We start from the raw sequence: 21,036 nt of genomic DNA on the forward strand, positions 1-21,036 counted from the left end.
CCTTTTTTTGTTTTATGATAATTTTACAACCAAACACAGACCGTTTATTCAACAAATAACACACTTTTACTATAATACTAAGACTTACAAATTCAAAGCTTTAGCTACAGATGTCTGGACAAAGTATCCCAGTGGGAATAATAGAAAAATAACGCAGCCATGGTAATCAATGTCATTAAGGTAATCGCAGCTCTCCAAATAAAACGGCTACTTCTCGGTGTAAGTTCCTTCTCACATTCGTCACACACGGCTAGAAATTCTCTGCGGTTCTCCAGCTTATAATCTTCTTCATGTACTATTTTATTACGGATAGTTGCAATATAACGCAATTTCCCAATCACATCATGTGGTAAACGTTCCTCACAACTCGTAACCAACTTGTGCAACCCCTTACCTTCAGCATGATATTGTGTACGAAGCAGTGTTTCGATTTTCCGTGTCCGTGTTACTACTTTTTCAATATCAGACATACCTCCCTCCATCGCCAATAAATTTAGCGCACAAAATCTGCCTCCAACCAACTCAAAAGACTAATAACCACCATTACTTATAATCCAGTTTTACTTAAATAAAAAATAACTCATAGGAATCAAAGATTAATCATATCAGGATACGGAAAAAAAAGTTGTCAGCATGTGATATACATCGAAGAATTCCACATAAGTACATAAAGCAGACCATGTCTCATTAAAGGATCAAATCTAACATCAAATTAGACTTACACTAACCTGATGATTCAAACGACTAAGCTATAAATAGGAAACGATTATGCCACTACTATTATTTTGTCTCCTGGCTACAGGCATTATCGCAAGCGGCTGGCTATTTAGTCGGTTCTACATAAAACATACTCAAAAATACAACGCACCAGAACAAACCGCTCATGTTGTAATAATCGATAAACAAGTGTTCTATCCATCAATACATGGTGTCGGGATAGAAGGAGAGCAATATTGGATATAGACGCATTGGCCCAAGACGTGAGTTTCAGGTTGGAATACGCTACTACCAGACAATAAATCCTGGCGATACTGGCATACTTACCTACCAAGGCGATAGGTTCCTCCACTTTACCATCAAGCGCTAGATCATCACTTGACCATCTGCAACATATTCTTCTTAGCCATTTTCTCTGCCACATCATAAGGCAGCGCATCTAAGAGCTCATCCCAACCAGATAAAACATCTCCTGCATGATTGAACCGACCTACCACATCAGAGCCCATCATAAAGCGATTCGGATATTTTATAATAAGCTCTACCCACTCTTTCTTAGATTGCGGGGTATCTAGTATCAAATCATGTAAACTCCAAGAGGCCAGTATATATAGATTATCGTAATCATTGAGCAGCTGACTCACTTCATCAATAAGAAAAGATAAATCTTGTCTCCTAAGCAATGTTGTACTGGTTCCTGCGTGAGCCCAGATGAATGTCGTTTTTGGGTTTTTTTCTAGTGCTTCTACCAGCTCATGCTTATATAGCGGTTTTTTTTCTCGCTCAGAAGTGATGTTACTGTGCAAAATAACGGGAAGTTTATGTTTAGCGGCAACCTTGTAGACTTTCATTAAAGCTGGATGATTAGCACGAGCCTGCTCACCCAATGTCAACGCCGATAAACTATCATGGCGTGTCAGAACTTCCCCAATACCTTTCCAAAAACCAGGATCATTTTCTATCATTTGCTCAATTTGCTTAGCAGCAAACATGTCTGTGGGGTTAAACCCTGTCATGAAAGGAAAAAACCGGTCTCGGTGTGGTGATGTTTTCAAGGCGCGATAAAGAAGCTCATCAGTGCGAGAGTAGTAATAAACTGGTGAATCATCACCTTGCATGTATCTAGGTGCTTCTGGGTTATCATCGCTCCATTTTTTTATGACAGGTAGCCCCATCAAAAAGGCAAACTCTATGTTACTTTTATCCATATTGTATATAAGAAATTTAATGCCTTCAGTTTGCTGAAAAAAATCGACAAAGTGAAGTTCAGCGTCGTTATAACCGCCATCATATCCATAGGTGAGAGGTGCAAAGAATAGCACTAGACCTGCGAACCATTTTCTACTCATACTCAAGCCCTATCGTTCAAATTAACCATTTGAGACTTTCAATATAGCAATAAAAAAGTGGCCTAAAATGTAATTACAGTCAGCTTTTTGTCATGGGACGGTTTTTCTTCTAAGCAGCTACTTCTTTATTGTTTGTGGGTAGCAGGATAGAGATTAACGTTGCTAAAACAATAAAAGCAAAAGAAACCCACAAACAAGCTGCCAAGCCTGCAATTTGGAATACCCAGCCAGAAAGCACTGTGCCAATTAAGCGGCCCATAGCATTGGCCATATAGTAAAAACCAACATCTAAAGACACACCATCATCTTTGGCATAACTGACTATCAAGTAAGAATGAAGAGATGAATTAACGGCAAATACAGCACCAAATATTAATAAACCAACCACTATGACCAACTCTGGCTGCCAATTTATTTGCACCCCAAATGCTATACCCGCAGTGATCAATGCCAATAAACCAGCCCAAAACAACGCTGAGGTACCATCAGGAATCATATTGTGAGCACGACCGGTTATTTTTGGCGCAAAGCCTTGTACAAAACCGTAGGCGATCACCCAAGTTGCTAAAAACCCTCCAACCCATAGGTGATCCCAACCAAATACACTTCCTAAATAAACAGGTAAAGCGACAACAAACCAAACATCTCTTGCGCCGAACAAAAACATCCGGGCAGCTGATAAAATATTAATCGGGCGTGATTTAGAAAAAATTTCATTAAACTTAGGCTTACTCTTCGCCTTACCTAAATCACTTTCTAGGCCACATAGACTTCCAATCAAAACCAAAGTTAATACCATTGCCATCAAAATCACAGCAGATTTAAAGCCAATCAAAGAAAGCAGTAGACCGCCAATAAAAAAACCAACCCCTTTCAACGCATTTTTAGAGCCCGTCAGAACCGCTACCCACTTATACAGCGAGCCTTGCTGTTCATTAGGCACCAACGACTTTATAGAGCTCTTAGCACTCATCTTATTAAGATCTTTTGCAATACCAGACAAAGCTTGAGCCAACATCACCCAAGAAATCGTTAACCAATAATTGGGCACAGCAAGCATAGCCAACGCAGCTATCTGCATTGCTAGCCCAAGGTTCATAGTTTTATTTAAACCGAGTCTAGCCCCTAAGAAGCCGCCCACCAAGTTGGTCACGACACCAAAAAATTCATAAAAGAGAAACAGGGAGGCGATCTCTAGCGTGCTATATCCCAAATCGTGGAAATATAGCACCACCAGCATCCTTAATGCTCCATCTGTAATAGTGAAGTTCCAGTAGTTAAACGTCACCAAGATGTACTGCCGTACATTCTTGGTCAAATTTACAATCATAGAAAAGGCCTTACCTAAGTTTCAGTTACACAAGACCGACTTTGCGCACTAAGTCAGCTGTTCGCGTCGCATAACCCATTTCGTTATCATACCAAGCATAGATTTTCACCATCCTCTTACCAACCACCATTGTAGATTGAGCATCGACTATGCTAGAACGCTGATCACCTTTATAATCTATCGATACAAGAGGTCGCTCTTCATAGCCTAAGATACCGTTCAATTCTCCCTTAGATGCATTTTCCAGCAGGTGATTCACTTCCTCAGGTGTTGTATCTCGATTGACCTCAAAGATAATATCTGTCAGTGATGCATTCGCAAGCGGAACTCGAACAGCATGACCATTAATTTTACCTTTCAGATCTGGAAATATTTCAATAATGGCCGTCGCGCTGCCAGTGGTTGTTGGGATTAGGTTCATACCGCAAGCTCTTGCACGCCGTAAATCTTTATGCGGTGCATCAAGTATCGTCTGAGTATTAGTCAAATTGTGAATAGTGGTAAACGAGGACTTCACTATACCCAGTGACTCATGAATCACTTTTACAATAGGAGCAATGCAATTGGTTGTGCATGATGCAGCGGTCACCACACGATGCTTGTCTGGCTCAAAAGTATGATCATTAACACCAACCACAATGTTGGCAACATCCCCACCTTTTACGGGGGCCGAAACCACAACCCGCTTTACGCCTTGAACTAAATATTTATCGAGAAAAGAAGTCTGGCGATGCTTACCTGTCGCTTCAATAACAACATCACAGCCAGACCAGTCAATGGCATCGATGTCTTCCTCTTGGGTTGTTTTAATACTTTGATCGTTAATAACAATATGATCATCATGTGTTTTCACATCATGATGCCATCGGCCTTGCACTGAGTCGAACTCCAATAGATGCGCCAATGTTTGCGCATCACCTGAGATATCGTTAATCAGTACAAACTCAATGTCATTCCAATCAAATGCGACACGTAAAGCCAAACGTCCAATCCGGCCAAAACCATTAATTCCAACTTTAATTGTCATTACTCTATTCCTTAATATCAAACACTCTGACAGCAAACAGGCCGCCCAGACATTGCGTTAAGTCGCTCAACATCATTCTGGTACATGTCTGCCAAGCACTGAGAAGCAACAAGGTTGCCTATCAATTTTCTCATCCAACCCGGTAGTTCCTTGCTAAATCGATAAAAAACCCATTGCCCTTGGCGAATATCAACTAGAATTCCACTTGAACGCAGCTGAGCAAGATGGCGAGAAATTTTTGGCTGACTTTCTTGAAGAGCCTCAGTCAGCTCACCCACTGACAAGCATTGCTCACGTTCAATTAGCAGTACACAACGCACTCGAGTCTCATCAGAGAGCAGTTTAAAAAATTGATGTGGCAACATAAATATAACCTTATATGGATGTGCGTATATATTTATTTAAAAACCAGCAAAGATCAATCAAAGATTAGCGTTGTCATAAAAAATTCACGGAATCGTATTTTAGGTTATTAGACGAGGCGGTGGATATCTCTACTCCAACGCTGAGCCTCAGATATACGAGGCATAACCTCATCTACTGACAAGTTAAGTTGCTGACAGGCTTTCTGCATTCCAAGCCAATCCGCTTTCTCATAACACTCTTCTAGGTTGAGCAAAATACCATAGGGCCCCTGCCGTTCTAGTAAAGCTTTTTCTATCGAATGATTAAGAGGAAGCTGCCGAAGCAACTCTTCCAAAGGAAGATCCAGTAAAGCATCTAATGTTGAGAAAAGACCAATCAGAAATGCTTGTTCTTGATACTGGCTGAATGGGTTATCACGGGCCATAAGTTGGCAAAATTGCGCGCGCTGAAGAGAGACATTATAAAGTTCTTTAGGCTTTTGTACTGAGATAAAAGAGGCTACCGCAAGTGAAACAAAAATACGTAGTTTATCTTCCCCAAGGTACACCAAAGCTTGACGGAACGAAGATATTGTCACTTCCAGCCTTTCAGACATGGTATTCACAAAACGCAGCAACTGGTAAGATAAAGCGACATCTTTTGCGACGATTGCTTCAACTTTTTGGAAGTCAACATCAGTTTTGCAAACCTCACTCAATAGCTCCATCGCAATGATCTGCTCAGGACTAATATAACGCTGCTTTATCATCTCGGGTTTACTAAAAAAATAACCTTGGAAAAAGGTAAACCCTGCAGAGCGAGTAGTTAAAAAGTCTTGCTCAGTCTCAACTCGCTCGGCTAAAAATTTACGCCGACTACCTCGCGCTTTATGGCGCTTAACAAACTCACATGCTCCTTCTAAACCCATGGCCATAATGTCAAGTTTGATAATCTGAATAAATGGCAAAAAGCGTTCCCAATCTTGGCTGTAAACAAAATCATCCAAAGCAATGATGTACCCTGCGAGACTAATTTCTTTAATTGCTTCGAATAATTCATCTGTAGGGGAACAAGTTTCCAACACTTCGATCACAACTTTGTCTTTAGGCAAAGTCAGAGGTAAACGCCTTAATAAGCTTTTATGGGGGAAATTGATAAAACTTCGTGATTGAACTAACGCAGGGTTGACTCCGAGGGACAAAAAATTCTCGACAATTAACCGATATGTCGCTCGATTGGACTCAATATGAGCGGGATAAGAGTTCTGCTCTCCATCACGAAACAGAAGCTCGTAACCTAAGGTTTGTCTTTTCGCATTAAAAATGGGCTGACGGGCCACATAGGTATCACGCATTGGCTGCTTACCTCAGAACCACTTAGGCTTTCGCAGTAGCGAGTAATGCTCCACAGAATATAAACATGGAACCAAATATCTTATTCAGCTTACGCATGATTTTATCAGAGCGAATAAAATGTGCCATCTGTGCGGCTAAAGAGGTATACCCTATCATCACCATAGAGTCGATTACTACAGTGGTTACCCCTAGCACTAATAACTGGCTAAGCTGATTGCCTACAGGATCGATAAACTGAGGGAAGAGCGCGACTAAGAAAACGATAGACTTAGGGTTAGTTAGATTAATCAATATTGCCTTACGCATCAGCACATGCGCAGGCAAAACTTCACCACGCGTCTGAGTAACTAACGAAGAGGTATCTCGCCATTTCTGTATCCCAAGCCAAATCAGATACCCCACTCCAAACCATTTTATAGCAGCGAAGGTTGCTGCCGACTGCGCAACCAAAGTACCTATACCTATACCTACCAACATAATGTGTATTGCTAGGCCAATTTGTAATCCAGCAACCGACACTAGTGACTTACGAGTGCCATATGAGATACCGTTACTGATGGAATTAACTGTACCTGAACCGGGAGCAAGACTAAACACAACCGCTGTTACTACATAGGCGAACCAAACATGCATTTCCACTGTATTTTCTCCTCGACTAAACTACCTTAGCCACACATAATTTAGACTTATCCATTTTATTCGTATCGATAGTAGGCCCAAGATCATGAATAAATCAGTCTTAAATAGTCAACCCTCTTATACCCAAGAGTTGAATTTTGAGCAAGCAATCAATAGCCATATTGCTCAATTTTGGTCAAGACGTGAGGAAAGTTTTGTTCGTTCCTTTGATAAAACTCACCTATTTTGGGTAAAACTCACTTCACCCAAACATCATAAAGCAATCGTGCTAGTAAATGGTCGTATTGAGTGCACCTGGAAATATCAGGAACTTTTCTATGATCTTTTCCAGCAAGGTTATGATATTTACTCCTTCGATCATAGAGGGCAGGGCTTATCTGAACGTTTGATTAATGACATACAAATGGGTTATGTAGAAGAGTTTGACGACTATGTTCATGACTTGCATCACCTAATGCAGCACTTCAACCTAGAACCATACCAACACTGCTATTTGATTGGGCACTCTATGGGAGGAAACATTGCAACTCGTTACCTACAAACGTATCCAAATCATCCATTTTCTGCAGTTGCACTTAGTGCACCTATGTTTGGCGTTAATTTACCTTGGTATCTTAAATTTATTGCCATTCCTTTTGGTCAGATAATGACTGCGCTATCACCTAAGCCTACGTTTGCTCCTGGTCAACAAGATTATTCCCCCAAACCTTTTGAAGGCAACTTTCTCACTCAAAGCTATGTGCGCTATCAATGGTTCAGAAATCTTTATGAGCAAAAACCAGAACTTAAAATTGGTGGCGCCAGTAATCGCTGGGTCTGGCAAGGGCTGATGGCCGCTAAAAAATGCCACCTTATGGCTAGGCACATTAAAATCCCAGTGCTGCTGCTGCAAGCAGGCAATGACAAAATCGTTTCAAATCAAGATCAGAAAAAATTCTTCAACAAACTGGCCAAAAATAATTTTAACTGCATATTAAAAAATATTAACCACTCGCGTCACGAAATTCTATTTGAAAAAGATGAATTTAGAAACCAAGCGCTAGATTCCATGCTCTCCTTCTTCAGCCTTTATTGATAAACTAGGAAAAAACTCAAACATATCTTTACCCTCTTTTAATCTTGAACATTGGGATAGTATTGAGGTCTGAACCTTGCGCAGTATGAAATAAATCATGAGGATAATATGACAGAAATACGCAAAGAAAACCCTTTTCAAATCGTCGCCTCGGATTTAGATGGAACCTTGCTAGCCCCAAATCATAAACTCAGTGATTTTTCCAAACGAACATTAAAAGAGCTGCACCAAAAAGGGTATACCTTTATTTTTGCTACTGGTCGTCACCATGTCGATGTTGCAGGCATTCGCAGCCAAGTTGGAATCCCTGCCTATATGATCACTTCTAACGGCGCTCGAGTCCACGATAAAGACGACAACCTGATGTATAGTAATAATATTCCTGCCAACTTAATCCAGCCAGTGATTGATGTGATACGTCAGGATCCAAACATTTTCATCCACATGTATAGGGATGAAAGTTGGCTGCTAGATCGAGACGATAACACACTTACAACATTCCATAACGAATCAGGCTTTGCTTTCCAAAGATTTGATTCTCAAACAGCACCCACTGATGGCATTGCAAAAGTCTTCTTCACTCATCCAGATAAAGATCATGAGCATTTAGTTAAATTTGAACAACAACTGAATGAGAGATTTTCAGGAAAACTCAATATTGCCTTCTCGACACCGTGGTGTTTAGAAGTCATGGCAGCAGAAGTTTCTAAAGGTGAAGCACTACAAGTCGTCGCCAACTCTCTCAACCTCACTCTTGAGAACTGCATTGCATTTGGTGATGGTATGAATGACGTCGAAATGCTTTCTATGGCAGGCAAAGGCCTTGTTATGGAAACCGCCCATGATAAGGTGAAAGTGGCGCTACCTGACAACGAAGTGATCGGCAGCAATGCAAATGATGCTGTTGCTCACTATCTTCATACTCATTTGTTCTAGGGTAAAAATTCATATACTACTGATTACGAAGAATTCTTCTCTTTGTTCAATATCGCCTGCCATTCAAGCTCACTTACAGGCATGATTGATAGGCGGTTACCACGTTTTACTAAAAGCATATTGTCAAGTTCTGGCATTGCTTTCATTACTGATAAAGGGATCAAACGTTCCATATTCCTCACAAACTCAATATCCACCATAAACCAGCGTGGATTATCAACCGACGATTTAGGGTCAAAATAATCACTCTGAGGATCAAAAGCAAAATGATCCGGATAGGCCTCCTTAATCACTTTGGCAATACCAGCCACCCCTACATGTTTACATGAAGAGTGATAAATTAGGACTAAGTCGTCAACTTTGACTTGATCTCGCATCATATTTCGAGCTTGGTAATTCCGCACTCCTTCCCAACAAGAAATAGTTTGTGTGCGAAGTGTGTCAATAGAGAAAGTGTCTGGTTCAGTTTTGAATAGCCAATATGCCATAATGACGTCCAAATAATTAATATGAGGAAGATATACCATGAAGGCGTTAAGAAACCCAGTGGTGTTCACTACAGCTTTGCTACTGCAAGCTTGTTCCAGCTTCGAATCTAGCCAACCAAGTACACCATTAGCTTCACTAAGTAACCCTTCCTCAATCCAACCTCAATCTTTCATTATTCGTGGTGAAGTTGTTCTTGGTAAAGAAGTCCGCTCCATTGCACCATGTGGTAGCCAGCAACAGTATTGGCTAGATATGCCAGAAGACAGATTCCATCAAGCTATGGCCTTAGCTGGCTCACCTTATGCGCCTTTATATGGTGAAGTAATCGGTCACCTTGAAACTACAAATAATAAAGGATTTTCTGCAAACTATAGCGCTCGCTTTGTAGTCGAAAAAATTAATCTTCTGACAGCTGAAAACCCCAAACGCTGTAATCAGCCAACTCAACCCACTAGAGCATTTGGTAACGAGCCTTTTTGGTCAATAGAATTTCAAAAAAACACATTGAAATTCAGTGGAATAGCTACCCAGCCGGAAAACCTAGATTTACTGTCAAGTAAACTGCGAGACCATCGTCGGCGCTACAAATTAAACAATGGGGAGCTAGAGCTTAACCAGCAAAGTTGTACCGATAACATGAGTGATAGCCTCTATGGCTGGACTTCAACGTTCAAACATCATGATAAGAACCTTCACGGCTGTGCGACACTTTCAAATCAGGATACATCCTTAAATTGGGCATCCACTTATCAAGCAGAATCAAATACAGGCGCGCCTTTTAGTGTCACACTAAGATTAAGCCCCGACCATACTGCTAACACAATTTATAGCTACCAAAATGGCACTGAAGACACGGTAGAAAAAGGCTTTTGGCAACAACTTAATAACCAGCAAGTTCAAGTTGTGAGCACTCACTTACAAGGTCAACCCCTATATTCTGAACGTATTTATACCAAGGATGGGGAAAACCAGTTAAGTGCAACACAAGAAAAAGTTGGCAACATAATCTACGACATTGCTAATGGTGGGCTGAACCTTTACAAAGTAGTAGCAACAAACCCTACTCAACAAATTTCACCAGACAGTAACAAAATCCGCTCCAGTGCTGAATTTAATCCTATGGTTGATGAAGCGTTAAGAACATACTTTATCAGTACCAACCAAAATCCCTCTGGTACTCGTTACCGCTGGCTCACTTATGATCTCAACGCCGATGGACAAAAAGAGTTATTGGCACAACTAGATTGGTGCGGTTCAGGTGGGTGCACTCTATTGATTTTCAGCAACATCAATCAAAAATGGCAATTCAATAGCCGGATAACATTGGTACAAACCCCTTTAAACTTAGGAGCAAAAAGTCATCATAATTGGCGTGACCTCATTATGTTTGTCAGTGGTGGTGGAGCGACCCCGAATCAACATACTTTAACATTTGATGGTAACCATTACCCTCTCAACCCGAGTAATACACCTGTTGCCAGCTATGATGAGATCAGCCCAATTCAACTTTTCTCTGATGGTCTAACACCTCACCAAGGAGGCATCACACTTTAATATGATTTCCTCTTGTTTAGAGTGCGGACTAAAATATAACTGCCTATGTGACCAAATACCATTGATTGAGATTAATGCCCACATCGCACTCTTGATGCATGAAAATGAGCAGGGGCGAGAAACAAATACCGGCCGATGGTTACTCAAATCTACTAGGTCTGCCAGTCGACATATCTGGAAAAGAAAACAGCCCTGCTCCAAGTTGGCGGCCTTGATATCGGATCCTAGCTATCAAGCATTTGTGCTATTCCCAGGGCAACAGAGTCAATTAATAAACAAAGCTATCCACAACGGATGCCAAATAAAAAACACTACTCTTTTATTTATAATTCTCGATGGTACATGGCAAGAAGCGAATAAAATGTTGCGTAAAAGCCCTTGGTTACAGAATATACCAAAGGTTAGTTTGGATGCTGGCATAACATCGAGCTACCACCTTCGTCGCAATCAAAAATTTGGCAATTTATGCACTCTCGAGGTAGGTGCAGAAATTATTCGATGCTTAGGCTATGCAGAACCTGCTGCTCAGCTACATCAGTTTCTTATCCATTATAGTAAGGCTTTCTTCGCAGACAAAAGCGGCCACCAGCTCAAATAATGGATTGATATACTGAATAAACCCCGCTTTAACTCGTTTGAGTTACTTGAGGTGAGGATTAACTAGTAAAGGAAGCTCAGTCAAACTTGATATTTCAACATCAGGTAAAACTCGAGCACTACTATGCTTTGTCAGTAATGTACACTGATCATTAAACCAGCAGGCTTGGAGACCACTATTTTTAGCTCCTTGCACATCGCTAAGTAAATGGTCCCCAACATGCAGCACCTTATAAGATGGCAGTTGAAGATGTTCAACTGCCTTATCAAACAATTGACGATTAGGTTTAGCATAACCATCTCTCCCAGATTTAAGTATGAGAGAAAAATAGTTAGCTAATCCAATACGCTCCACATCAACATTACCATTAGTAATCGCTACCAAAGGTATACATTTAGCAAGATCTTCCATAACCTGATGAGTTTGCCAAGGCGCTTCAAAGTCACTGCGTAAATGAGACACTTGCTGCATTGCTTCTTCCGCTGCCTGTTTTGCTTGATCTGCTTTATATCCAAGGCGAAATAGGCCCGTTTCAATCTGCTTATAGCGCCATAGCGAGAGATCGTTGGCTAACCAACTATCTTCTCTAACAAGCTCGTTTTTAAGCTTATGCCACCAGCTCATTGGCTGGGTAGTGGAAATAGGGTGAAACTTATGCAGCCATAAAGCAAACTCAGTTTCTAACCGTTTAATCACTGGATGATTGTCGTATAAGGTGTCATCCAAATCGAAAGTCATGGCATGAATAGCAGCTAATGGACGAAAAAACCTCATCAATTATCCTCTTTTTTCTTGGCTCTTGGGTGTGCCTGATCGTAAACATCTGCTAAATGCTGAAAGTCGAGGTGGGTGTATATCTGAGTGGTTGAAATATTCTCATGCCCTAATAGTTCTTGAACCGCTCTCAGGTTTTGGCTCGACTCGAGCATATGAGTCGCAAATGAATGGCGTAACTTATGGGGACTGATATGACTAGCAACAGATTGCTTTTGCCCCCATTCTGCCAAACGCTTTTGTACACTACGGTGAGAAATCCTGCCACCAAGCTTAGAAACAAATAGAGCAGGTTCTTGAGCGTTGGCTATCACTCCACGCGCCTTGATCCATTTGGTTACCCATTCTTTTGCCATGCCCGCAAAGGGAACCTTACGCTCTTTATTCCCTTTGCCTACAACGCGAATATCACCCGATGATAAACTCAAATCGCGGATGTTAATACCAACCATCTCTGCTAAACGAAGACCCGAGCCATACATTAGTTCCATCATGGCGCGATCACGAATAGCCAATGGGTCATCCTCATTAACTTCAAGCAATTGACTAACCTCATCAATATCAAGGTTTTTCGGTAATGGCCTTTGCTTTCTAGGCGCTGAAACTCCTTTGGCTGGATTGGCAGTCAGTTCGCCACGTAAAATCAAAAAATCAAAAAAGCTTCGTAGCGAAGATAGCCTAGTCGCAATACTGCTCGCTTTCATACCATCACGCATACCTTTGCTTGCAAGCTGTCGAACCCAAGCTGCATCAACTTGCTCCCAATTTTTTATCCCCATGGTAACTAAATGCTGCGCCATTGTTTCAAGTTGCTGTTTGTAATTACGTTGAGTATGAAGACTTAACCCTTTTTCACTTCTTAAATACTCATAGAAGCGATCTAAAGAGTTCTTTAAACTACTGGGAAGAGGAATTACTAACTCTTTCATACGTTTGGGCTTTCCATGGTAGTGTTTCAACTAGGTGGGACAAAACTAAAGTAAGGTGCCTCAAAAATAAGGTATCCATATTGGGTTGAAAATGCCCACCGTCACTACTAGAGAATACTAAAATACCTTGGAGTGACTTCTTTTTCAGAGGCAAAATCACATAGGATCCCATTTCAGGGGCTCGAGCTCCATCACCGAGTAATAAAACTTGATCCGCTTTACGTAAACGACCTAAATAAGCATTTTTACCATTCAGGTAGTTAGTTGCAAAACGCTGATAGCCATTTTTGTCGAGAGAATAGTATCCGGACGGTACCTCTAGCAACCGAAAGTAAGCAACTAATCCCATTAACTCAGCCGCATCCTCGACCGTTTTGATAACAGATACTAAGCACTCACATCTGAGAACACTTTCCTCAAGCGACATAAATTCATGAAAAGTACGGTCATTACTTTTTGCCAACGACATCAAAGTGCTAATTTCTTCTTCCAATGCATCAATGCGCTGACGTTGCCTTTTCATTTGCAAATGAACGAGAGAAATGGTCGCCTGACCCTCGTGACAGGGTAAAGCGAGACTATCGACTAAGTCGCTGCGCTTAGTAAAAAATTCAGGGTGTTCGCGTAAGTAGTTTGCAACAACCTCAGAGGTTAGTGCGTCCGTCTCAAACTGTGACACATTGATACCTTTAACAGTTTATTCTCTTAACAGCTTAGCTGACCATCGAAAACATGGCAGGCAGGACCTGTCATAAACAATGGCTTACCCTGACCTTTCCAACTAATTTTTAATGAACCACCTGGCAGATTCACCTGCACCGTTTCATCAAGTAGCTCTTGCACTATTCCAACTGCAACTGCACCACATGCACCACTGCCACAAGCCTGAGTTTCCCCTGCACCACGTTCAAATACTCTCAGATTTACTTCATTGCGGTTCACAACCTGCATAAAACCCGCATTAACTTTCTCTGGAAAACGCTCATGTGACTCAAGTAATGGGCCTAGAGTCTCCACATCTGCTGTCTTAGTGTCTGGTACGACTGTCACAACATGTGGATTCCCCATACTAACAGCACCACAAAATAACGTATGATCATCTACACGTAATATATAAGTTTTCTCGACTTGCTTCGCTTTAAAAGGGATCTTGCCCGGTTCAAACTCAGGCACTCCCATATTAACCGTCACTTGATCGTCATCTTCAATATTTAGCGTCAGCTTACCTTTTTTGGTACTAACGCTGATACTAAACTTGTTAGTCAACCCCTTCATGCGCACAAACCGAGCAAAGCAGCGGGCACCGTTACCGCACTGCTCGACTTCACTGCCATCGGCATTAAAGATTCGATAGTGAAAATCAGTTTCTGGATCGTAAGGAGCTTCGACAATCAAAAGCTGATCAAAACCAACTCCCTTATTACGATCAGCCAAGCGACGGATCAAATCAGGAGAAAAGAAAATGTTTTGGGTAATACAATCAACAACCATAAAGTCATTGCCCAAACCATGCATTTTAGAAAAATGGAAATGCATAAGACTCAAATTACTCCGGAAGAATATTCTCTAGCGCCCACAAACTCGATAACTCCTCACGCTGACGCACCAAATACGTATTGCTGCCATCAACCATAATTTCAGCAGCACGAGCTCGAGTATTATAATTAGAAGACATAACAAAACCATAAGCACCCGCTGAACGCACTGCCAATAGATCATTCTCTTTTAGGACAATCGATCTATCCTTACCAAGGAAATCTCCTGTTTCACAGATTGGACCAACTAAATCATAGTTCACTGCTTCACCAACCCGAGGGACAACAGGCACGATATCTTGCCATGCTTGATACAGGGCTGGACGCATCAGGTCATTCATCGCTGCATCGATAATGGCAAAATTCTTATGTTCAGTGTGCTTAAGAAATTCCACCTTAGTCAACAATACGCCCGCATTAGCAGCTATTGCGCGACCAGGCTCAAATATCAGCTCCAAATCTTGGTGGTTTTTCAGTCTTCCCAAAAGTGCTTTCGCATAATCTGATGGCTGAGGGGGTAATTCATCACGATAAATAACGCCTAAGCCACCACCAACATCAAGATGTTTAATATGTATATCCTGAGCCTTAAGAGCGTCAATCAATGCCAGTAAACGGTCTGTGGCGTCGATAAAAGGTTCAATCTCTGTGAGCTGAGAACCAATATGGCAGTCAATACCTTTGATATCTAAATGCTCAAGGCTTTGGGCAAATTTATACACCGCCGGAGCTCTGTCAAAAGCGATACCAAACTTATTGTCTCGTAAACCAGTCGATATATAGGGGTGAGTATTTGCATCGACATCAGGGTTAATACGTAGTGAAATAGGCGCTTTGACCCCTAACTCACCAGCAACCTGATTAAGTTTTTCTAACTCTGGCTCTGACTCAACATTGAAGCACTTAATACCCAGCTCTAAGGCTCGCTTCATTTCGTCGGCAGTTTTACCTACTCCCGAAAAAACGACCTTATTAGGCTTACCACCTGCTACAATAACACGCTCTAATTCACCACCCGATACAATATCAAATCCGGAGCCAAGACGCGCTAGAGTGTTAAGTACACCTATGTTCGAATTAGCTTTTACCGCATAACAGACTAAATGTGGGTGCTCTCCCACCGACTTATCAAACGCATTCCAATGACGTTCAAGTGTCGCACGCGAATATACATAAAGAGGAGTCCCATACTGCTCAGCTAACTTCGTTAGAGGTACATCTTCGGCCCATAATTGGCCATCATCCTGATAGTTAAAGTAATCCAAAATGCGATCCCTTATTAAAATAATTATTGTTGTGAAGGCTGCTCATTCTTAGACGCATCTTCAGGCATATAAAGAGGTCCAGTTTGACCACAGGCAGTCAAACCAAGAACAGTTAATACAAATAAAGCAACGAGTGATTTTTTCATGCATTGTGCCGTGATTAATCTTTCAATGCCCCCTATAATCGCACCACATTCTAGAAAAGCAATAGGGTAACAAGATGAACGATACTGAATTTCATCAGTTAGTAGATATTCAAATGCAAATCATCGAAGAAATGATAGATGATTCAGGTGCAGACATTGACTATGAAGCCTCTGGTAATGTGATGACTCTAGAATTCGAAGACCGAAGCCAGATCATCATAAACCGTCAAGAACCGATGAAGGAGATATGGATAGCTTCCAAGTCCGGAGGTTTTCATTTCTCTCTAGTCGACAGTGATTGGGTTTGTTCAAAGACAGGCGTTGAGCTTGTCACTATGGTGAGAGAAGAGTGTGAAAAGCACTGTAATGAACAAATAGAGTGGGCCTAGCAAGTTAAAGTCTGTTGGCACTTTTTGGAGTTTGATTCAGAATACCAGCAGACTACTACGCGTTCACAGCACGGTTAGGTTTAGAGTAGTTTGTCCCATCATTACGATAAGGCACAATGTAAGAATCACCTTCTGGCGGGTGGACAATTTGGTAATATTGCGGAAGATTAAAATTAATAAGTTGAGTAGGTAGTTGATTATCATCTTTAATCGATGTGTAAAAACTGTTAACGCTAGCAATCATTTCATCCTTCAAGCCACTAAACTGATGATAAACTTCGACACGATTTGCTTCATCCAGTACGTAGATATTAAAACCCAACTCGCTATCTTCAAAAAAGAACTGAATTAAGCCTTCGCTCGCATAACAATCAACCATTTGTGGTAACTGAAAATCCTGTTCTTTGTCTAGCGCTAACAACGGTGAACCTTTGAGTTTACTAATCGAGATACTTCGATAAAAATCGACTGAGTTTTCAAGCATCTGTACAGAAACGCCTCGGCGCTCAAAGAACAGCCCATAGGTTTGTTGAGCAATTCGCAGTGTCTTAAAACGACGACGTTTCTCTTGCTCTATCGGCTTAAGGCGTAAGTCAATACACTCAGCTAACAACTGATAAACCATATTACGCATTATTCCACGTAAGTTTTTGCTGTAACAGAAAACATCAACAGACTCAGGCGGTAGTGCATCTTGGTGCATTTTCCCTAGAACAGTCTTTAACGCGTCCAACATGGCAGTCTCGCCCCTAAAGTGCAAAGTACGAACTTCATGCCAAGAATTACGGTATACTAAATCCACGCTACCAACGAGGCATATTTGCTCGTCTGTAAAACTAAAGATATCCGTTGATTTCAAATCAGTTTTAAGTGTGCGACCACTGAGTTTAGCCGTTGGATCATCTTCCAAATTGATGAACATAGCCAGCTGGCTAATCTCACATGGGCTAGCCAAAGCCTGCATGGTCGGCCAACGTTTTCGTAATGAGAATGTATTGCGCAAATCACTCACCATTTGATAAAACTTGTCTATATCAAGATGAGCATCACGAACCACGGAATGTAAGCGAGTCGATTCCGTAATCAAGCCATTAAAAAATGACCAAGCAACCAACTTACTGAGGTACTCATTGTGCTCAAGAAATGGCTGGCCAATAATACGCTCTGGTTGCAGTGGCTGTTTATATAAATACCAACCAGCTTTATTTGTCCGCCCAGGTTGTACTTCAATAAAACTTAAATCAGGCTCATGCAAGTCAGGTGATATTTGAGGGTTAAGCAAGGTCACTTTACCTGGTAATACTTCAAAAGCAGCGTAGAGCTTTCGAGCTAGAATACTGATATCTTGCGGGCTAATTGCCGAAGTAATATCATTTCGACGGGCAAACTGAATGAGGTTACGATAGCTCAACATAAGAGCATCAAGCAATGCATGATGCACAACCTGCACCTGTTCTACTTTCCAGTTACGACGGTCATCGAGCTCAATGAGCACATCGTTCCCCCAACCCCATTGTTGAATAAGATCGCTTAGCACCTCTCGACGCCAAACTACAGAGCCAACTCCAGGTTCACGTGAGAGTTTTTCATGTGTTTTAAGATAGAAACAACGTCTAACCAAATCAAGTCGAGCATCATCACCAACACGTTCAAGATATCGGGTAACTTTTTCTAGCATCAAATAGTAGGCGTCCATTCCATACAGATCAGGCTCATTAGCAAAGAATCGTCGTTTTGTATCAAGACTTAGCAGTTGAGTTTGTGGGTATTCCCATGAGTAAGCTTCAAGTAAAATAGCTTTCAAAACAGATTTATATGGCGAATCGATGCTTTTGTATAACTGCCATAAATTTGAGCCAAAGTATTCCTCTGCGGGAATACGATTTAATTGTCCAAAGTCAATCCAATGAGTGCAGTCAATACAGCCTTGCCGACAAAGTTCATTAACGTATTCATCGTAACTTTCTTCCATTTCAGGAGGTACGATTTGCCATAACAGCTTTTGCCCTGCAAGACGAACCGCTGAACGATAAAACTCGTCAAGAAGTAATAAATGTTGGGATGAACCACAATTATCACCTGTCATTGCTTCAGAATGATTAGTGCGGAAACGCTTTTCATCCATAACAAAGAAATTTGCTTCAACGCCCTGATTTTGAGCCCATTCAGTAATTAGCAAACATTTATTCGCTAAGAATCCCCTATCCTCACAACTCATATCTGGTGAAACGCAAACCCATATATCCAAATCGCTGGAAGTACTTTGGCCAATGGAAGAGGTACTACCCATAGTATATAGCGCTAAAACTGCTGGCTCAGAGCATGTGTTTAAAGCCTGACCTATGGTTAACTCAGTATCTTCAATAAATTGTTGCTGAACCATATTGAAATGAAGGTTATAAACACCAAAGGGGACATCAGAATCGCAGTAGCCAGGAATGGAGGGGTGGTTGAAGTGCAGTAACGTTGGGATCAAGTGAAACACTTGCTGGCTTTGTATATCCATTAATGCCAGAGCCCGCCCAATGCGCTGCTGGTTTAAAATATCAAGTCTTTCAATAAGTGTCTTTGTGTAAGCCTGCAAGGTAAAATCCTTGTTAATTCCTAACGGTGCCTTGACGACAAAGTATTCTATAGCACTAACAAAACGTGATCAATTTAACATTTTTATTCCCATTGGTAAAGAAAGGTATGACCTCATCAACATTGTTTTGTTAATCAATATACTTGCGTCATAGTGTGGTATCCATCTCTCTTTAGTAACAATAGCTCACCTTATAAATGAGATCAATATCACACTATATTGAATATTTTATGCTATCCCAAAAACGAATTAATCATTGCCAAGATCTAGCAGTAAGACTTTTTACTTGAGAGTGGTAGGATTAAAACATCTAAACTTCGAACCAAAAGCCAATATGAAACAATCAACTCCAATTCGAATTGCAACACGAAAGAGCCCGCTTGCGCTTTGGCAAGCACACTATGTAAGAGACGCACTACAAGCCGCACATCCGGGATTAGAGGTTGAGCTCATCACTATGGTAACTAAAGGTGATGTGATTTTAGATACTCCTTTAGCAAAAGTTGGTGGTAAAGGCTTATTTGTAAAAGAACTCGAAGTTGCCATTTTAGAAAATCGTGCCGATCTTGCAGTACACTCAATGAAAGATGTCCCCGTAGAGTTTCCTGAAGGTTTAGGATTGGTAACCATCTGTGAGCGTGAAGATGCCAGAGATGCCTTTGTATCTAATAAATACGACAATATAGACCAACTTCCTCAAGGAGCGATTGTCGGTACCTGTAGTTTACGCCGTCAGTGCCAAATCAAGGAATATCGCCCTGATTTAACCATTAACGAATTAAGAGGCAACGTAGGTACCCGATTAAGCAAGCTCGATTCTGGCGAATATGATGCAATCATTTTAGCTGCTGCAGGCCTAAAACGTCTGAATCTAGAAAAACGGATCCGTGATTTAATTGAGCCTGAGCAGTCTCTACCAGCTGTTGGTCAAGGAGCAGTCGGTATTGAGTGCCGCTTGAACGATGAGCGACTGATACGACTTCTTGAACCACTAAACCACCATGATACCTATGACAAGGTCATGTGTGAGCGTGCAATGAATTTAACATTAGAAGGAGGCTGCCAAGTACCAATCGGTAGTTATTCTGTTCTCGAGGGAAATGAACTTTGGTTAAGAGCCTTAGTAGGAGAACCTGATGGTTCAAAAATAGTACGTGGTGACATCAGGGGCCCGAGGCAAGAAGCAATAACGCTTGGTGTTACACTCGCTAATCAGTTATTAGACCGTGGTGCCCGTGGTATTCTAACTAAATTATACGCAGAACAAGAGTAATGCCATGGCCGTGTTGATCACTCGCCCAGGTGAACAAGGTCAAGCTCTTTGCCAACAGTTAAAGGCCGCTGGTATAAGTGCGTTTCACTTTCCCCTACTAAAAATTTCACCTGGAAACGATTTTTCTTGTATTAAAGAAAATCTGACCAGTGTCGATATTATCATCGCTGTTAGCCAGCATGCCGTCACATTCTCTCAACAGGCGCTCAATGGTGAGTGGCCTGATACAGCAACCTACATTGCGATCGGTCAAAAAACAGCACATGTATTAAGCAAACTCAGCCAACAAAACGTACACTACCCTGAAGTTGCAGATAGCGAGCATCTGCTTCAACTTAAACAGCTTAAATGCACAAAAAATAAAAATATTATTATTCTTAGAGGTAATGGTGGTCGTGAGCTTATCTATCGCACACTACTAAAGCGAGCGGCGCAAGTTAGCTACCTCGAAGTCTATAAAAGAGATAGTCTGGCTTTTGACCCTAACGTTGAACTATTTAACTGGCAAAGTAACCATATCAAGCAGATAGTGATTACCAGCCTAGGTCAACTCAACCACTTTGTATCTCAACTTACTCAACCACAAATAGACTGGATATTTGAGCTGCAGCTCTTTGTTCCAAGTCAACGAATTGCAAACCAAGCTAAACTGTTAGGTTTTCTCGATGTAATCAATACAGGTAGTGCTTCAAATAAGGATTTACTGGCTGCTCTGCAACCAAAATAG

General features: G+C 41.3%; 22 protein-coding genes and 1 pseudogene. 8 read left to right on the plus strand and 15 right to left on the minus strand.

Annotated features, from left to right (window positions below; translation table 11 throughout):
* Positions 1 to 104: 104 nt before the first annotated feature.
* Positions 105 to 470 (minus strand): DUF4145 domain-containing protein, encoded by a 366-nt coding sequence (locus KO511_RS12670; protein ID WP_215987788.1) that lies wholly within the window; start codon positions 468 to 470, stop codon positions 105 to 107.
* A 298-nt stretch (positions 471 to 768) separates the two neighbouring features.
* Here KO511_RS12670 and KO511_RS12675 point away from each other — a divergent pair.
* Positions 769 to 1,087, plus strand: a pseudogene (locus tag KO511_RS12675) (DUF2500 domain-containing protein).
* 4 nt (positions 1,088 to 1,091) lie between these two features.
* Here the strand turns inward: KO511_RS12675 and KO511_RS12680 are convergent.
* The 6 genes from KO511_RS12680 to rhtB form a co-directional block, all read right to left on the minus strand.
* Positions 1,092 to 2,066, minus strand: coding sequence for an amidohydrolase family protein (locus tag KO511_RS12680; protein WP_215987789.1), 975 nt, complete (start codon positions 2,064 to 2,066; stop codon positions 1,092 to 1,094).
* 109 nt (positions 2,067 to 2,175) lie between these two features.
* The gene (arsJ, locus tag KO511_RS12685) at positions 2,176 to 3,396 is read right to left on the minus strand and encodes an organoarsenical effux MFS transporter ArsJ (RefSeq protein ID WP_215987790.1); all 1,221 of its coding nucleotides are present in this window, start codon (positions 3,394 to 3,396) and stop codon (positions 2,176 to 2,178) included.
* Positions 3,397 to 3,421: 25 nt separating this feature from the next.
* The gene (locus tag KO511_RS12690) at positions 3,422 to 4,423 is read right to left on the minus strand and encodes an ArsJ-associated glyceraldehyde-3-phosphate dehydrogenase (RefSeq protein WP_215987791.1); all 1,002 of its coding nucleotides are present in this window, start codon (positions 4,421 to 4,423) and stop codon (positions 3,422 to 3,424) included.
* A gap of 17 nt (positions 4,424 to 4,440) precedes the next feature.
* A complete protein-coding gene (locus KO511_RS12695) occupies positions 4,441 to 4,788 on the minus strand; it encodes a metalloregulator ArsR/SmtB family transcription factor (RefSeq protein ID WP_215987792.1) in 348 nt (115 codons plus the stop codon).
* Between the two features lie 107 nt (positions 4,789 to 4,895).
* Complete coding sequence (locus KO511_RS12700; RefSeq protein WP_215987793.1) at positions 4,896 to 6,122, minus strand: EAL and HDOD domain-containing protein; 1,227 nt, start codon at positions 6,120 to 6,122, stop codon at positions 4,896 to 4,898.
* A gap of 22 nt (positions 6,123 to 6,144) precedes the next feature.
* Positions 6,145 to 6,762, minus strand: a complete 618-nt coding sequence (rhtB, locus tag KO511_RS12705) for a homoserine/homoserine lactone efflux protein (protein ID WP_215987794.1) — start codon at positions 6,760 to 6,762, stop codon at positions 6,145 to 6,147.
* Positions 6,763 to 6,847: 85 nt separating this feature from the next.
* On the opposite strand from rhtB, the gene KO511_RS12710 reads away from it, so the two are divergent.
* Together KO511_RS12710 and KO511_RS12715 are read left to right on the plus strand one after the other, a co-directional pair.
* Positions 6,848 to 7,837 carry an alpha/beta fold hydrolase gene (locus KO511_RS12710; RefSeq protein WP_215987795.1) on the plus strand — a complete coding sequence of 330 codons (990 nt, stop codon included), beginning with the start codon at positions 6,848 to 6,850 and terminating at the stop codon, positions 7,835 to 7,837.
* Positions 7,838 to 7,945: 108 nt separating this feature from the next.
* Positions 7,946 to 8,773: a Cof-type HAD-IIB family hydrolase gene (locus tag KO511_RS12715; RefSeq protein WP_215987796.1), complete on the plus strand. Its 828-nt coding sequence runs from the start codon at positions 7,946 to 7,948 to the stop codon at positions 8,771 to 8,773.
* Between the two features lie 23 nt (positions 8,774 to 8,796).
* Here KO511_RS12715 and KO511_RS12720 read toward each other — a convergent pair whose 3' ends face one another.
* Positions 8,797 to 9,261 carry an EVE domain-containing protein gene (locus KO511_RS12720; protein ID WP_215987797.1) on the minus strand — a complete coding sequence of 155 codons (465 nt, stop codon included), beginning with the start codon at positions 9,259 to 9,261 and terminating at the stop codon, positions 8,797 to 8,799.
* 37 nt (positions 9,262 to 9,298) lie between these two features.
* On the opposite strand from KO511_RS12720, the gene KO511_RS12725 reads away from it, so the two are divergent.
* Complete coding sequence (locus KO511_RS12725) at positions 9,299 to 10,816, plus strand: COG3650 family protein (RefSeq protein WP_215987798.1); 1,518 nt, start codon at positions 9,299 to 9,301, stop codon at positions 10,814 to 10,816.
* A 1-nt stretch (position 10,817) separates the two neighbouring features.
* Complete coding sequence (locus KO511_RS12730; RefSeq protein WP_215987799.1) at positions 10,818 to 11,414, plus strand: tRNA-uridine aminocarboxypropyltransferase; 597 nt, start codon at positions 10,818 to 10,820, stop codon at positions 11,412 to 11,414.
* A 42-nt stretch (positions 11,415 to 11,456) separates the two neighbouring features.
* On the opposite strand, the gene yigB is transcribed toward KO511_RS12730, so the two are convergent.
* The 6 genes from yigB to lptM are packed head-to-tail and all read right to left on the minus strand — an operon-like array spanning position 11,457 to position 16,063.
* A complete protein-coding gene (gene yigB / locus KO511_RS12735) occupies positions 11,457 to 12,188 on the minus strand; it encodes a 5-amino-6-(5-phospho-D-ribitylamino)uracil phosphatase YigB (protein WP_215987800.1) in 732 nt (243 codons plus the stop codon).
* Positions 12,188 to 13,117, minus strand: a complete 930-nt coding sequence (gene xerC / locus KO511_RS12740) for a tyrosine recombinase XerC (RefSeq protein WP_215987801.1) — start codon at positions 13,115 to 13,117, stop codon at positions 12,188 to 12,190. Before xerC ends, yigB begins: the two co-directional genes overlap by 1 nt.
* Positions 13,086 to 13,796, minus strand: coding sequence for a DUF484 family protein (locus KO511_RS12745; protein ID WP_215987802.1), 711 nt, complete (start codon positions 13,794 to 13,796; stop codon positions 13,086 to 13,088). Before KO511_RS12745 ends, xerC begins: the two co-directional genes overlap by 32 nt.
* A gap of 26 nt (positions 13,797 to 13,822) precedes the next feature.
* On the minus strand, positions 13,823 to 14,653 hold the full coding sequence (gene dapF, locus KO511_RS12750; protein ID WP_215987803.1) for a diaminopimelate epimerase: 831 nt from the start codon (positions 14,651 to 14,653) through the stop codon (positions 13,823 to 13,825).
* A 10-nt stretch (positions 14,654 to 14,663) separates the two neighbouring features.
* Positions 14,664 to 15,917 (minus strand): diaminopimelate decarboxylase, encoded by a 1,254-nt coding sequence (lysA, locus tag KO511_RS12755; RefSeq protein WP_215987804.1) that lies wholly within the window; start codon positions 15,915 to 15,917, stop codon positions 14,664 to 14,666.
* Between the two features lie 23 nt (positions 15,918 to 15,940).
* Positions 15,941 to 16,063, minus strand: a complete 123-nt coding sequence (gene lptM, locus KO511_RS22615) for an LPS translocon maturation chaperone LptM (RefSeq protein ID WP_436840226.1) — start codon at positions 16,061 to 16,063, stop codon at positions 15,941 to 15,943.
* A gap of 74 nt (positions 16,064 to 16,137) precedes the next feature.
* Between lptM and cyaY the strand changes: the two genes are divergently transcribed.
* Positions 16,138 to 16,452, plus strand: a complete 315-nt coding sequence (gene cyaY, locus KO511_RS12765; protein WP_215987805.1) for an iron donor protein CyaY — start codon at positions 16,138 to 16,140, stop codon at positions 16,450 to 16,452.
* A gap of 55 nt (positions 16,453 to 16,507) precedes the next feature.
* Here the strand turns inward: cyaY and KO511_RS12770 are convergent, their stop codons facing one another.
* Positions 16,508 to 19,036: a class I adenylate cyclase gene (locus KO511_RS12770; RefSeq protein ID WP_215987806.1), complete on the minus strand. Its 2,529-nt coding sequence runs from the start codon at positions 19,034 to 19,036 to the stop codon at positions 16,508 to 16,510.
* Positions 19,037 to 19,370: 334 nt separating this feature from the next.
* Here KO511_RS12770 and hemC point away from each other — a divergent pair, with 334 nt between their 5' ends.
* Positions 19,371 to 20,309, plus strand: coding sequence for a hydroxymethylbilane synthase (gene hemC / locus KO511_RS12775; RefSeq protein ID WP_215987807.1), 939 nt, complete (start codon positions 19,371 to 19,373; stop codon positions 20,307 to 20,309).
* Between the two features lie 4 nt (positions 20,310 to 20,313).
* Positions 20,314 to 21,036: a uroporphyrinogen-III synthase gene (locus tag KO511_RS12780; RefSeq protein WP_215987808.1), complete on the plus strand. Its 723-nt coding sequence runs from the start codon at positions 20,314 to 20,316 to the stop codon at positions 21,034 to 21,036.

The sequence above is a fragment of the Vibrio hepatarius genome (genome assembly GCF_018860525.1).
In the GTDB taxonomy this organism is placed as follows: Bacteria; Pseudomonadota; Gammaproteobacteria; order Enterobacterales; family Vibrionaceae; genus Vibrio; species Vibrio hepatarius_B.